This is a genomic window from Paraburkholderia sp. MM5496-R1, assembly GCF_050436205.1.
In the GTDB taxonomy this organism is placed as follows: Bacteria; Pseudomonadota; Gammaproteobacteria; order Burkholderiales; family Burkholderiaceae; genus Paraburkholderia; species Paraburkholderia tuberum.
In genome coordinates this window covers 3,340,045-3,354,468 of sequence record NZ_JBNDLT010000002.1, presented here as the reverse complement: position 1 = coordinate 3,354,468, position 14,424 = coordinate 3,340,045, and the positions used below count along the sequence as shown (strand labels likewise).

The 14,424-nt window shown below is 66.1% G+C and carries 12 protein-coding genes; 11 read left to right on the top strand and 1 reads right to left on the bottom strand.

Features of this window, described 5'->3' with window-relative positions; genetic code table 11:
- Positions 1–98 precede the first annotated feature (98 nt).
- The 11 genes from OKW38_RS22590 to OKW38_RS22540 all read left to right on the top strand — a co-directional run bounded on the left by OKW38_RS22590 (position 99) and on the right by OKW38_RS22540 (position 13,393).
- Entirely contained in the window at positions 99–284 is a 186-nt protein-coding gene (locus OKW38_RS22590; RefSeq protein ID WP_090801582.1) for a hypothetical protein, read from the top strand.
- A gap of 144 nt (positions 285–428) precedes the next feature.
- Entirely contained in the window at positions 429–944 is a 516-nt protein-coding gene (locus OKW38_RS22585; RefSeq protein WP_429363120.1) for a DUF192 domain-containing protein, read from the top strand.
- 316 nt (positions 945–1,260) lie between these two features.
- The gene (gene fusA, locus OKW38_RS22580; protein WP_090801583.1) at positions 1,261–3,366 is read left to right on the top strand and encodes an elongation factor G; all 2,106 of its coding nucleotides are present in this window, start codon (positions 1,261–1,263) and stop codon (positions 3,364–3,366) included.
- A 202-nt stretch (positions 3,367–3,568) separates the two neighbouring features.
- Positions 3,569–4,096 carry a cupin domain-containing protein gene (locus OKW38_RS22575; protein ID WP_429363118.1) on the top strand — a complete coding sequence of 176 codons (528 nt, stop codon included), beginning with the start codon at positions 3,569–3,571 and terminating at the stop codon, positions 4,094–4,096.
- A 38-nt stretch (positions 4,097–4,134) separates the two neighbouring features.
- Positions 4,135–5,154, top strand: a complete 1,020-nt coding sequence (locus OKW38_RS22570; protein WP_429363116.1) for a HoxN/HupN/NixA family nickel/cobalt transporter — start codon at positions 4,135–4,137, stop codon at positions 5,152–5,154.
- A 387-nt stretch (positions 5,155–5,541) separates the two neighbouring features.
- Positions 5,542–7,215 (top strand): ABC transporter substrate-binding protein, encoded by a 1,674-nt coding sequence (locus OKW38_RS22565; protein WP_429335221.1) that lies wholly within the window; start codon positions 5,542–5,544, stop codon positions 7,213–7,215.
- A 41-nt stretch (positions 7,216–7,256) separates the two neighbouring features.
- Positions 7,257–8,285, top strand: coding sequence for an ABC transporter permease (locus tag OKW38_RS22560; RefSeq protein WP_090801589.1), 1,029 nt, complete (start codon positions 7,257–7,259; stop codon positions 8,283–8,285).
- Positions 8,282–9,178, top strand: a complete 897-nt coding sequence (locus OKW38_RS22555) for an ABC transporter permease (protein ID WP_184051565.1) — start codon at positions 8,282–8,284, stop codon at positions 9,176–9,178. The genes OKW38_RS22560 and OKW38_RS22555 overlap by 4 nt, the downstream gene beginning before the upstream one ends.
- Entirely contained in the window at positions 9,175–11,364 is a 2,190-nt protein-coding gene (locus OKW38_RS22550) for an ABC transporter ATP-binding protein (protein ID WP_429363114.1), read from the top strand. The genes OKW38_RS22555 and OKW38_RS22550 overlap by 4 nt, the downstream gene beginning before the upstream one ends.
- A 420-nt stretch (positions 11,365–11,784) precedes the next feature.
- Positions 11,785–12,603, top strand: a complete 819-nt coding sequence (locus OKW38_RS22545; RefSeq protein ID WP_429363112.1) for a hypothetical protein — start codon at positions 11,785–11,787, stop codon at positions 12,601–12,603.
- 328 nt (positions 12,604–12,931) lie between these two features.
- Positions 12,932–13,393, top strand: coding sequence for a Rap1a/Tai family immunity protein (locus tag OKW38_RS22540; RefSeq protein WP_184023091.1), 462 nt, complete (start codon positions 12,932–12,934; stop codon positions 13,391–13,393).
- Positions 13,394–13,486: 93 nt separating this feature from the next.
- Here the strand turns inward: OKW38_RS22540 and OKW38_RS22535 are convergent, their stop codons facing one another.
- Positions 13,487–14,332, bottom strand: a complete 846-nt coding sequence (locus OKW38_RS22535) for an aldo/keto reductase (RefSeq protein WP_429363111.1) — start codon at positions 14,330–14,332, stop codon at positions 13,487–13,489.
- Between the last annotated feature and the right edge of the window lie 92 nt (positions 14,333–14,424).

Below are 14,424 nucleotides of genomic sequence, written 5' to 3'. Positions count from 1 at the left end.
ATGCGGCTGTCAACCGAAAGGTGGATGGCACGTTTACCGACATGACTCTACATATGCCGGGTCATTTGGTTAATTAACTCAAGCTGAGGATTCACAAAATGAACAAACTGATCGCCGCTCTGGTCGCTGGCCTCTTCGCAACGGCAGCATTCGCACAAGCATCGGCACCGGAAGCAGCTCCGGCAGCTCCGGCAGCGGCTTCGTCGGCAAAGAAGACCACCAAGCACGCTCACAAGAAGTCGCACAAGAAGGCAGCAGCTGCAGCTTCGGCAGCTTCGGAGTAAGTTGCTTGTAAAAACGCAGTAAAGAACTAGCTTCATTGCCGTTCTTACGGCGTTGTAAGGCAGATCACCGCAAGGCGATCTGCCTTTTTGTTTTTGACGCGCTCGCGTAACATGCGCGAGTCAATTTCAGCAAGGAGTCTTGCCGTGCGATTTTCCATGCGCTCGTCGATGGCGCGTTTCGCCATTGCCGTAGCACTGCCGCTCGCGGCGCTGTCGTTCGTCGTCACCACGGCTCCCGCCCAGGCGCAGCAGATGCCGCCGGGCGCCAAGCTGCCGAGCGAGTTTCCGCGCGTCAAGCTGACCGCTGGCATGTTCGTGATCGACGCGGCCGTCGCCGCCAACGACGCGGACCGCGAACAGGGCTTGATGTATCGCACGAAGCTCGCGCCGAACGAAGGGATGCTGTTCGTGTTCAACGAGAACGCGGGCCACTGCTTCTGGATGAAGAACACGCTGATCCCGCTGTCGATCGCATTCATGCGCGCCGACGGCACGATCACCGACATCGACGAGATGCAGGCCGAGACCACCAACAACCACTGCCCAACGCACAACGGCGTGTTCGCGCTGGAAATGCCCAAGGGCTGGTTCTCGGCGAAGGGCATCAAGCCGGGCATGCAGGTCCAGGGCTTACCGCCGGTGCCGGGTATCACGCAGTAAGACCCTCACCGCCGGGCCGCGTGTCCGTGCAGCCCCGTATGGCCCCGGAGCGGCCTCTGAGCGGGGGCACCGTCCCGCCCACGCTATCCCGCGAAAAGCCGGCGTCTCGACCCGAGGCGCCGGCTTTTTTTCGCCCGCTCAGCCCCGCGCCACCGGCCTTCGCGCCGGCTGGCAGGATTCATGCAAAAGACCAATCGACGCGCTATCCTTGTAATCTCGATAAGGTAACGCCAGATAAAGCACCACTCAGACTCCCCGGGCGGCCCACGCGGTCGCCCGGCATGCGTTTCAGGCGCGCCATTACAAGGAGATTCACGTGCCCCGCAAGACTCCCATCGAGCGCTACCGGAATATCGGCATCAGCGCTCACATCGATGCCGGCAAAACCACCACCACCGAACGGATCCTGTTCTACACCGGCGTGACCCACAAGATCGGCGAGGTTCACGACGGTGCGGCGACGATGGACTGGATGGAACAGGAGCAGGAGCGCGGCATCACGATCACGTCGGCGGCCACGACCGCGTTCTGGAAAGGCATGGCCGGCAACTATCCCGAGCATCGGATCAACATCATCGACACCCCCGGGCACGTCGACTTCACGATCGAAGTCGAGCGCTCGATGCGCGTGCTCGACGGCGCCTGCATGGTGTACGACTCGGTCGGCGGCGTGCAGCCGCAATCGGAAACCGTGTGGCGCCAGGCGAACAAGTACAAGGTGCCGCGCATCGCATTCGTCAACAAGATGGACCGCGTCGGCGCGGACTTCTTCCGCGTGCAGCGGCAGATCGGCGATCGTCTGAAGGGGGTCGCCGTGCCGATCCAGATTCCGATCGGCGCGGAAGAGCACTTCCAGGGCGTGGTCGACCTCGTCAAGATGAAGGCGATCTACTGGGACGACGACAGCCAGGGCATCAAGTTCGAGTACCGCGACATCCCGGCTGAACTCGCGGCCACCGCGAAGGAATGGCACGACAAGATGGTCGAGGCCGCGGCCGAGGCGAACGAGGAACTGCTCGAGAAGTACCTCGGCGGCGAACCGCTGAGCGAAGCCGAAATCAAGCACGGCATCCGCGCGCGCACGATCGCCAACCAGATCGTGCCGATGTTGTGCGGCAGCGCGTTCAAGAACAAGGGCGTGCAGGCGATGCTCGACGCGGTGATCGACTATCTGCCGTCGCCGGTCGACGTGCCCGCGATCACCGGTCACGACGAGCACGACAAGGAAATCGAGCGTCATCCCAACGACGACGATCCGTTCTCGGCGCTCGCCTTCAAGATCATGACCGATCCATTCGTCGGTCAGCTGATCTTCTTCCGCGTGTACTCGGGCGTCGTCAACTCGGGCGACACGGTCTACAACGCGGTCAAGGAAAAGAAGGAACGCCTCGGCCGGATCCTGCAGATGCACGCGAACGAGCGCAAGGAAATCAAGGAGGTCTACGCGGGCGACATCGCCGCGGCCGTCGGCCTGAAGGAAGCGACCACCGGCGACACGCTCTGCGATCCTAACCATGTGATCATCCTCGAAAAGATGATCTTCCCGGACCCGGTGATCTCGCAGGCCGTCGAACCGAAGACCAAGGCCGACCAGGAAAAGATGGGCATCGCGCTGAACCGTCTCGCGCAGGAAGACCCGTCGTTCCGCGTGCAGACCGATGAGGAATCCGGACAGACGATCATCTCCGGCATGGGCGAGCTGCACCTCGAAATTCTGGTCGACCGGATGAAGCGCGAGTTCGGCGTGGAAGCGACCGTCGGCAAGCCGCAGGTCGCGTATCGCGAAACCGTGCGCAACAAGGTCGAGGACGTCGAAGGCAAGTTCGTCAAGCAGTCGGGCGGCCGCGGTCAGTATGGCCACGCGGTGATTACGCTGGAGCCGTCCGAGCAGGGCAAGGGCTACGAATTCGTAGACGCGATCAAGGGCGGCGTGATTCCGCGCGAATTCATCCCCGCGGTCGACAAGGGCATCGTGGAAACGCTGAAAGCCGGCGTGCTCGCGGGCTATCCGGTCGTCGACGTGAAGGTCACGCTGACTTTCGGTTCGTACCACGACGTCGACTCGAACGAAAACGCGTTCCGCATGGCCGGCTCGATAGCGTTCAAGGAAGCGATGCGCAAGGCGAAGCCCATCCTGCTCGAACCGATGATGGCCGTCGAGGTGGAAACGCCCGAGGACTTCATGGGCAACGTGATGGGCGACCTGTCGAGCCGACGCGGCATGGTGCAGGGCATGGAAGACATCGCGGGCGGCGGCGGCAAGCTGGTGCGCGCGGAGGTGCCGCTCGCCGAGATGTTCGGCTATTCGACGTCGCTGCGCTCGGCCACCCAGGGCCGCGCGACCTACACGATGGAGTTCAAGCATTACGCCGAGACGCCGAGCAATGTCGCCGAGGCCGTGATCAACACGAAGAAACAATGACGCTGACGCGGCGGCGTTGAGCGCGACAAGCCGAAGCCCGCTCCCTGTGAGCGGGCTTTTTTTATGGCGCCGTTTGCATCGTCGAGCCACGCACCCGTTTTTTGAACGTGCCAGAATGTTGATCAGCCATGCGGCACGCGCCTGAATCGTAAGACCGAAGCGCACGACTCGAACGCGGCACGCCAGCCGAGAAGGAGACACGATGAGCCACGATCACGAACATCCGCATTACCGGGCCGAGCACGACGCCGCCGAAGCCAGCCAGCAGATCGACTGGCGCGAACACGGCGTGAAGGTCATCCGCGGCGATCAGCTCGACACCAACACCGCGCAAACGCCGGGCATGAACCGCGCGGCCGCGATCAACGCGGCGCGCGTCGGCGCAAAGAAAATCTGGGCCGGCACCGTGACGATCCATCCGAATGCGAAGACCGGCGCGCATCATCATGGCGCGCTCGAAAGCGTGATCTACGTTGTGCGCGGCCAGGCGCGCATGCGCTGGGGCGAGCATCTGGAATTCACCGCCGAGGCCGGTCCCGGCGACTTCATCTTCGTGCCGCCCTATGTGCCGCATCAGGAGATCAACGCGAGCACCGACGAGCCGCTCGAATGCGTGCTCGTGCGCAGCGACAATGAAGCGGTCGTCGTCAATTTGAACATCGACGCGGTGGAGCAGCCGGAAACGGTCTACTGGGTCGATCCGATCCACAAGCATCCGCACGATCACTAAGCCGCTCATCAACCTATCCATTCATCCGCTCGTGCCACATGACGCCTAACGCCTCGCTGCGCCCTCGCCTAGTCGCGCTCTACGCGATGCTGCTCGCCGCCAACCTCGGCGCATGGCTGTGGGCGCTAATCGCGTTTCGCCACTACCCGCTGCTGCTCGGCACCGCGCTGCTCGCGTATGGCTTCGGTCTGCGTCATGCGGTCGACGCCGACCACATCGCGGCGATCGACGCCGTTACGCGCAAGCTGATGCAAACCGGCATGCGACCGGTCGGGATCGGGCTCGCGTTTTCGCTCGGCCATTCGACGATCGTGATCGCGGCGACGATCGGCATCGCCTGGACCACGCATTCGCTGAATGGGCGCTTCGAGAGCTTCAAGGAAGTAGGTGGCACGCTCGGGACACTGGTTTCCGCGTCGTTCCTGCTGGTGCTCGCGGCGGTCAATCTCGTGGTCCTGCGCGACGTGTGGCGCCGCTACCGGCACACGCAACGTGGCGACGTTGCGAGCACAGCGTCAGCCGATGCGCTCGCCCCAGCCGGGCTGCTGTCGCGCGCATTGCGGCCGCTGTTTCGGCTGGTCACGAAAAGCTGGCACATGTATCCGGTCGGCGTGCTGTTCGGTCTCGGCTTCGACACCGCGACCGAGATCGGCCTGCTCGCGATCGCTGCGTCGCAGGCCAGCACTGGCCTGCCGCTCTATTCGATCCTCGTGTTCCCGGCGCTCTTCACGGCCGGCATGACGCTTGTCGATTCGACCGACAACGTGCTGATGGTGCACGCGTACGGCTGGGCGATGGACGACCCGAAGCGCAAGCTTTACTACAACGCGAGCATCACGTTCGTGTCGGCGATGGTCGCGATCGTGATTGGCGGCGTCGAGGCGCTGGGGCTGCTGTCGGATCGCTTCGGCTGGAGCGGCGGGGTGTCGGATGCGATCGTCGGAATCAACGATCATTTCGGCGCGCTCGGCTATGCGATCGTCGCGGCCTTCATGGCGTGCTGGATCGGCTCGGTGCTGTTTCATCGCTGGAGACGGCCGGATACGGCGGCACGATAAGTGGCCTGGCCTAGCGGGAAACCGATCTACACCGTAGGTTTCTTTGAGCGTTCCACCTTGTGGAGTTCGAAACCGCATTTCGCACCGTGTTGCTCCGCCAATCCGTCCGCAATCGCGGCCGCCCCTCGCGAGCACGCGTCCGGTAACCGTTGTGACGACGACACACCGGGCGTCATTTATCGGCCGATCGACTAGCGCGGCGCGCCCCCGGTGCGCCAGAGCCGCAAGCAATCGCTTACACTGAGATCGCTCTGCACAGCGTTGCCCTTTCGCGATAGCGGCCCCACCGCATCCCATCGCCCATCGGAAGGCGCGCTGCCCTCGCGCCGTCGCGCGGCTCGCGCGACGCCTCCGAACCAGCAATAGAACGGGTTGGACACGCCATCGATGAAAACGCCAGCGGACCGATTTCTCGCACCTGACGCATTGGACGCAGCCCGCCTCACAGCCGACGCCTACGGCAACCACGCCCTCGACGAGTTTGTCGCCGGCCGCATCACGCGCCGCGAGCTGCTACGACATGCGAGCGTGATCGGTCTGTCGCTCGCGGGTGGCGGCCTGCTCGGCGCGCCGCGAGCGCGGGCGCAAGGTGCACCGCCCACGTCGAACCAGACGATCCGCGTCGCGCATCTGACGCCGGCGGGCGCCGTCGATCCGCTGACGGTGACTGACGCCGCGAGTCTCGCGCTGCTGAACCAGACCGGCGAATTCCTGATCGACGACGACGGCGAGAAGCTGATGCTGAAGCCCGCGCTCGCGCTGTCGTGGAAGCCGAACGACAAGGGCGACGTGTGGACCTTCAAACTGCGCCAGAACGTGAAATTCCACGACGGCCAGAGCTTCGGCGCGAAAGATGTGGTCGCGACCTTCGACCGTCTCGCCGATCCCGCGAGCGGCTCGGCCGCGCTATCGGTACTAAAGGGCGTGCTGTCGAAAGGCGGAGCGAAGGTCGTCGACGAACACACGGTGGAGTTTCATCTCGACGCGCCGACCGGCAATTTCCCGTACTACGTTTCCTCGGATAATTACAACGCGGTGATCCTGCCCGCGAACTTCGCGGGCAACTACGAAAAGAGTTTCATCGGCACGGGTCCGTTCAAATTCGAAAAGTATCAGCCGAAGGTTGGCGCGTCGTTCGTGCGCAATCCCGACTACTGGGGCGAAAAAGCGTTACCGCAACGCGTACAGTTTTCGTTCTACGCCGACGAGCAGGCTCAACTGCTCGCGTTGCAAGGCCATCAGGCCGACGTGATGGGCACGTTCACCGTGCAGGGCGGCGCGGCCATCCTGAACAATCCGGACTACAAGGCGGTCGGCGTCAAGTCGAGCGCGCACCGCCAGATTCACATGCGCAACGACAGCCCGCTCTTCAAGGACAAGCGCGTGCGTCAGGCACTCGCGTTGTCGCTCGATCGCGACGTGATCGTGCGCGGTCTCTTCAAGGGTCGCGCACAACTCGGCAACGACAGCCCGTTCGCGCCGGTGTTTCCATCGTCGGATGCGGGCGTGCCGCAACGCAAGATCGACGTCGCGAAGGCGAAGCAGCTGCTCGCGCAGGCTGGCGTGCCGAATGGTTTCGACGTCACGCTGACCACCGAAAAATACATGGAGATCCCCGACCTCGCAGTCGTCGTGCAGAACGCCGCGAAGGCGATCGGCGTGCGCATCAATCTGAAGGTCGAGAGCCAATCGCTCTACTACGGCGCGGGCACGCCGGGCAAATCCGACTGGCTCGACTCGCCGCTCGGCATCACCGATTACGGCCATCGCGGCGTGCCGAACGTGTTCCTCACCGCGACGCTGACGAGCAACGGCACATGGAACGCCGCGCACTTCAAGAATCCGCAATACGATCAACTGGTCGCGCAGTTCGTCGCGGCGATCGATCTCGCCACGCAAAAGAAAATCTCCGGGCAGATCCAGACGCTATTGCTCGACGAAACGCCGCTGATCATCCCGTTCTTCTACGATCAGCTGATCGCGATGCGCAAGGGTGTGAACGGCGTGCGCTTCACTGCGCTCGCGCAACTGTATTTCGATCGCGCGACGCTCAGCGCGTAAGCAGCGCGCTGTCCGTCTCGCTTTTCGCAGGAGAACTCACGATGTCGGCTCCGGCGCCCTCTCCCGCCTCGAATACATCGCGTCCGCCGCGCGCGAGGAACGGCAACGCGGGCCGCGTCGCGCGTTTTCTCGCGACGCGCGCGGGTCTTTCGCTGATCACGCTGTGGCTGCTGTCGGTGATCGTGTTCGCGGGCGGCCAGCTGCTGCCCGGCGATATCGGCCGCGCGGTGCTCGGGCCGCTCGCCGATGCGCGCGCGGTCGCCGCGCTCGATCATCAGCTCGGCGCCGACCGGCCGCTGCTCACGCAATACATCGACTGGATCACGCATTTCGTGCGCGGCAACATGGGGCTGTCGTACGCGTATCGCGAACCGGTCAGGCCGTTCATCGCCGATGCGCTCGGGCATTCGGCGAAGCTCGGTCTGCTCGCGTTCATCGTCGTCGTGCCGCTCGGCATCGCGGGCGGCGTGTGGTCGGCGATGCATGCGGGGCGCTGGCTCGATCGCACGATCAGCATCGCCGGTTTGTCGGCGACCGTGGTGCCGGAGTTCGTGTCGTCGATCGTGCTGATTCTCGTGTTCGGCGTGTGGCTGCGCTGGCTGCCGATCGAGGCCTCGTCTCCGCCCGATGCGAGCGTGCTCGAACAGCTGCGCCATCTGGTGCTGCCGGTGCTGCCGCTCGTCCTCGTGTTCTTCGGCTACATCGCGCGAATGGCACGCGCGGGCACCGTCGAAGCGCTCGACGCCGACTACACGCGCACCGCCATCCTCAAGGGCCTGCCGCGCCACGTCGTGATCTGGCGGCACGTGCTGCGCAATGCACTGCTGCCGACGATCACCGTCGCCGCCACCCAACTCGGCTACATGATCGGCGGACTCGTGGTGGTCGAGACGCTGTTCCGCTACCAGGGCATCGGCTCGCTGATCTACAACGCCGCCAAGGCGAAGGATTTTCCAATGCTCGAAGCGGGCGTACTGACGATCGGCGTCGTCTATACGCTCGCGAATCTGGTCGCCGATGCGCTGCACGTGCTGCTCAATCCGCGACTGCGCGTGAGGACCGCCGAATGAATACGACCGTGCCGCCGGCTTCATCGACGCCACCAGGCTCGCCCGCGCCCGGCGCACCGGGCTCCGAGCCGCGTTTCCCGCGCCTCCTCCTGCTGCTCGGTTCGCCGACCTTCATCGTGGGCGCACTGATCGTCGCGTGGTGGATCGTCTGCGCGATCGCCGGGCCGTGGTTCGTGCATCTCGATCCGTACGCGTCCGATCCGCTCAATTCGCTGACGCCGCCCGATCGCACGCACTGGTTCGGCACCGATCAGCTCGGCCGCGACGTATTCTCGCGCGTGATCGTCGGCGCGCGCGACATCCTGACGATCGCGCCGCTCGCGACACTGCTCGGCACCGCGGCGGGCACCGCGCTCGGCCTGGTGGTCGGCTACTTCGACGGCTGGGTCGACGACGTGATCGGCCGCATGATCGACGCGGTGCTCGCGCTGCCGCTCGTGATCGTCGCGCTGCTCGCGCTCGCCGCGGTCGGTGCGTCGAACTTCACGGTGATTCTCGTGATCGGCACCACCTTCACGCCGATAACAGCCCGCACCGTGCGCGCCGCCGTGTTCGCAGAGCGGCATCTCGACTATGTGGCCGCCGCGCAGCTGCGCGGCGAACGCGCGCCGTACATCATGTTCGCGGAGATCCTGCCGAACGTGCTGCCGCCGATCGTCGTCGAAGCAACGGTGCGGCTCGGCTATGCGATCTTCGCGGTCGCGACGCTGTCGTTTCTCGGCTTCGGCATCCAGCCGCCGTCGGCCGACTGGGGGCTCGCGCTGTCCGAGTCGTACACGTTGATGGCGGGCGGCGCGTGGTGGACCGTCGTGTTTGCGGCGGGCGCGATCGCGTCACTGGTGGTCGGCGTCAATCTGATCGCCGACGGCGTGCAGGGAGTGCTCGACCAATGAACGGCCCACCGCCCTCCTCGTTCGCGGCGTTCGACGTGTCGAAAAGCGATCGCACCGATGCGCTGACCGTGGTCGGCCTGACGGTCACCTACCGGATCCGCGGACGCGATCGCGAAGTGCTGCAGGACGTATCGTTTCGCGTGCGACGCGGCGAGGCGTATGGGCTCGTCGGCGAATCCGGTTGCGGCAAGTCGACCGTGGCAATGGCGACGCTGCGCTATCTGCCGCGCAACGGCAAGGTGAAGGCCGGCAAGATCGTAATCGCCGGTGAGGACGTGCAGAAGCTGGGTGCCGACGCGCTGCGCAGCATGCGTGCGACGACCGTCTCGATGGTCTACCAGGACCCGGGGCGCGCACTGAATCCATCGCTGACGATCGCCCGTCAGGTTTCCGAAGCATTCGAGGCGGCCGGCGTCACGCGCGACGAGGCGCTGCAACGCACGCTCGAGATACTCAACCGCGTCCGCATCGCGGCACCCGAGCGCGTGATGAACAGCTATCCGCATCAATTGTCGGGCGGCATGCAGCAGCGCGTCGTGATCGCGATGGCGCTCGCGTCGAACCCCGCGCTGCTGATTCTCGACGAACCGACTACCGGCCTCGATGCGACCGTCGAAGCGGAAGTGCTCGACCTCGTCGCACGGTTGCGCGAGGAACTCGGCACCGCGGTGCTGTTCATCAGCCACAACCTCGCGGTGATCGGCCGCATGTGCGAACGCGTCGGCGTGCTGTACGCGGGCAAGCTGGTCGAGGAAGGCGCGACCCAGGACGTGTTCGCACGGCCGCGTCATCCGTACACGGTCGGGTTGCTGCGCTGCCTGCCGACGGCCGGACGCAGCAAGGACCGCGAGCGGCTCGATACGATCGCGGGCGGCCTGCCTCTGCCGGGCTCGGTCACGCAGGGCTGCATCTATGCGGAGCGCTGCCGTCTCGCCGACGAGCGCTGCCGCCGCGACGCGCCGCCGCCCTATCGCCTCGGCGCCCGGCATGGCGATCAGATGGCGCGCTGCCACTATCACGAGCGTGCGATCGAACTGCCGCGTGCGACATCGAGCGCGGCGCCGGTGGCGGCCGCATCATCCAACGCGGCGCCGCGCGCGCCCTCTGGGCCGGTCTTGCGCGCCCGGAACCTGTCGAAAACATTCCACGTATCGGGCGTCCCGCTGCGCGCGGTCGACGACGTGTCGCTCGAACTCGCGAGCGGCGAGACGCTCGGCCTCGTCGGCGAATCGGGCAGCGGCAAGACAACGCTCGCGCGACTACTGCTCGGCCTGCTCGCACCCGATGCCGGCAGCGTGCTCGAACTCGACGGCGCCCCGCTCGCCGCGCGCGTCACGCGACGCAGCGACGAGCAGCTGAAATCGCTGCAGATCGTGTTCCAGAATCCGGACTCGGCGCTCAATCGCGCGCATTCCGTCAAGCGGCTGATCGGCCGTGCGCTCGCGCGCTTCACCGCGCTGCGCGGGCCCGAGATCGACGCACGGCTCGCCACGCTGACGGACGCCGTGCGGCTGCCCGAGCGCTATCTGGATGCACGTTCGCGCCAGCTTTCGGGCGGACTCAAGCAGCGCGTCGCGATTGCGCGCGCGTTCGCCGGCGAACCGCGCGTCGTCGTGTGCGATGAGCCGACTTCGTCGCTCGACGTGTCGGTGCAGGCCGCGATTCTGAACCTGCTCGCCGATCTGCAGCGCGAGCGCCGCGTCAGCTACGTATTCATCTCGCACGATCTGCACGTGGTCCGCTATGTGTCGGATCGCATCGCGGTGCTCTACCTCGGCCGGCTGCTCGAAATCGGGCCGGCGGCGGCCGTGTTCGATGGACCGCAGCATCCCTATACCGAGGCGCTGCTGTCCGCCGTGCCGACGCTGCCGGGCGACGGCGCGTCCGGCGAGGTGCATCAACGTACGCGTATCCGTCTCACCGGCGAGTTGCCCGGGCCCGGCGCGATGCCGTCGGGCTGCGTGTTTCACACGCGCTGTCCACGCAAGCTCGGCGCGATCTGCGAGCAGCAGGACCCGCCGTTTCTCGACGCGGACGACGCCGCCGATCCGTCTTGCGCGCACCGGATTCGCTGCCATATTCCGGTCGCCACACTTCGCGAGTTGCAAAGCGAGCCGCGCGACGACAACGCGAGCGACCCAACGAATGGCGGCACCTCCGACGATGCGTCGGAAAACGCCAGCTAGCGTCGACTCGAACCTCATCGACGCACACCGCCCCTCTTAACGAATCCCGCGTCGGAACACGCTTTTGCGTCTGCGCGTTTCATCGTCGCAACGTTTTGAGGCGTTTTTCCGGCGTGCGCATCGCGCATCCCGATATCGCCCGTGTCGCTTCAAGGCTTTGCGACGCGTGGCATGGATATCGCTAAATTAGCGGCCAGAGATTCGAAGCCAAACCGGGCGCGCAACGCCGCGCATATCCGCACGACGAGCGTCACCACGCGATGGCGCGACCTCGCGCGATCAGCACGGCAGCGACGCACGGACAACTTCGACACAACGGACCGGGGGTTCGACAAGACCCGCGTGCAGACAGGTCGGCCGCCGCTGGAGCAGTTCGCGAAGGCGGCAGCGAGGTACCGTCCTTCGCTCTGGAGACGCGCGATGAAGACCGGAAAATCCGATCAGTACTACTGTGCAATGAAGCGCGGCGCGGTGGTCCTCGCGGGGGTCGCGGTGTTGGCGGGCGGGACCGCGTACGGAGCGTCGACGGACGTGATCCCTCGCTGGATTGTGCTGGCCGATGCGTTGCGGGCGCAACCCGGCGATTCAACGCCGCTGCTGCTCGCGCGGAACGACGTCGCGGCGACCGGCGCCGAGGCTGGCACGGCCACAGCCGCCGACGATGCCGCCTCGGTGTTCGCGCCGGCCGGCTGCGGCGGGCTCGGCGGTCCGGGCTGCGGGCGGCTCGGCGGCGGCAGTGGCAACGGCGGCGGTAATGGCGGCGCGGCGGGTTCGAGCAATAGCGGTGCTGGCGCAAGCGGCAACAGCGGCGCCGGGGCGGCGGGTTCAGGGAGCGGAAGTGGGAGTGGCGGTGCGGGCACGGGCGGTAAGGGAAATAGCGGTGGTGGTGGCGGTGGTGGCGGTGGTGGCGGTGGTGGCGGTGGTGGCGGTGGTGGCGGTGGTGGCGGTGGCGGTGGTGGTGGTGGCGGTGGAAGCGGAGGCGGCGGAGGCGGTGGAGGCGGTGGAGGCAGCGGCAGCGGCGGAGGCGGAAGCAGCGGCGGCAGCGGGAGCGGCGGCTGCGGTTGCGGAGGCTCCAGCGGTGGCCCTAGCGGTGGTTTCGGCGGTGCGAATGGTGGTGGCTTCGGTGGTGGCTTCGGTGGCGGGTTCGGCGGAGGCTTTGGCGGAGGCTTCGGCGGCGGTCACGGAGGCAAGGGTGGCGGCAGCGGCGGCAGTGGCAACGGTGGCGGGAACGGGCACTAGGCGTCGCCCGTTGCCCCAGGTAGGGAGCCCCCGCGCCCTACCCGCCGGCGACATGTCCCGGCATACTGTCCGCTATCCGCTGGCAACGGCGGTGATGTCCCGATCCCCCGGTCGGGCGTCACCGCCGGAGGCCGGTCGGAGCGGCCCGCCCGCCTTCGGCGCGCGCTGACGGAATGGCTCGGAGCGCGCGCGCGCCGCGCCTCGCGCCATCGCGCGAACCGCACCGCGAGCGGCGGGAACACAACCTCCATTGCGTGCGAGTGTTATGGAACCAATCCGAGACGACCGCCTCATATCAAATTCATCGTTCGATATGAGGGCCCACAACATGCATAGAAGCGTCCCCCCCTCCGCGACCCGTACGGCAGCCGCCGTGCTGACCGCTGCCGCCCTGGGCCTCGCATCGCTCGCCAATGCGCAAACACCCGCGCAGCCAATGGCGCAAACCTTGTCGCAAGCGGCACCACCGGTCGATCCGAGCTTCTCCGCCTACTCGCTCGTCCAGAGCTGCAAACAGCGCCACGACAACGTCGCGCAAGGGCAATGCGTCGGCGCGATCCGCGGCATCATCCACGGTTATCAATACGGCGTGCTGTTCCTCTCGCAACGAGCAACCCTCCCCGCCAACGAAACGCAGCGCGTGTCGCTATGCCTGCGCGACGTGGCGGTGTCGTCGATCGTCGACGACTTCCTCGCCGATGCCGCCCAGGTGCCGGACGACGCGCTGCAGCACACCCCCGCCGAAGTCGCCGTGCTCGGCTCCGTGCATCAGCACCATCCCTGCACCTGAGCGCCGCGTCAGCGCGAGCGGCGTCATCGACGCCCACAGCGCTTCGAGCCTCGCGCGCCGCCGTTGCGCAACGGACGGCGGCCGCGTCGGCGCTTACAACATCTCCAGCGCACGCTTGCCGCGCGGCGGCTTGAAGTACGCGTCGAGCGCGGCGAGTTCGGCGGCTTCCAGCACCAGTTGCGACGCGCGATGGTTGTCGCGCACATGCTCGACGCGCGCCGCCTTCGGAATCGCGCACACATTGGGCTTGCCCAGCACCCACGCGAGCGCCACCTGAAACACCGAGACGCCGCGCGCGTCGGCGATATCGTCGAGCGGCGAGCGTTTCGGCAGCCGCGCATGATCGACCGGGCTGTACGCCATCGCCGGCATGCCGCGCGCGGCGAGCCACGGCAACAGATCGAACTCCGGCCCGCGCCGCGCCACGTTGTACAGAATCTGGTTGGTCGCGCACGCGTCGCCGCCTGGTGTCGCGACGAGTTCTTCCATGTCGTCGGTATCGCAGTTGCTGACGCCCCAGTGACGGATCTTGCCCGCGCGCCGCAGCGCCTCGAAGCCGTCGACGGTGTCCGCGAGCGGCACCGAGCCACGCCAGTGCAGCAGATACAGATCGAGCCGGTCCGTTTTCAGACGCTTCAGGCTCTGCTCGCACGCGGCGATCACGCCGCGCCGGCTGGCGTTGTGCGGATACACCTTGCTGACCAGAAACACCTTGTCGCGCAAACCCGCGAGCGCTTCGCCGAGCAGCGACTCGGTCGCGCCGTCGCCGTACATTTCGGCGGTATCGATCAGCGTCATGCCGAATTCGATGCCGCAGCGCAGCGCATCGATTTCCGCCGCGCGTCGTGCCCGCTGCTCGCCCATTTCCCACGTGCCCTGCCCCAGTGCTGGCATGCGCTCGCCGCCCGGCAGGCTCACGCTTGCGATCTCGCTCGTCATGCTGACTCCTCGAAAGTGGCTCCATCCAGATGCGATGCGCTGGCCCGCCGCCTCATCACGCAACGCATGCTACTAAAAACCTGGCGACGAGT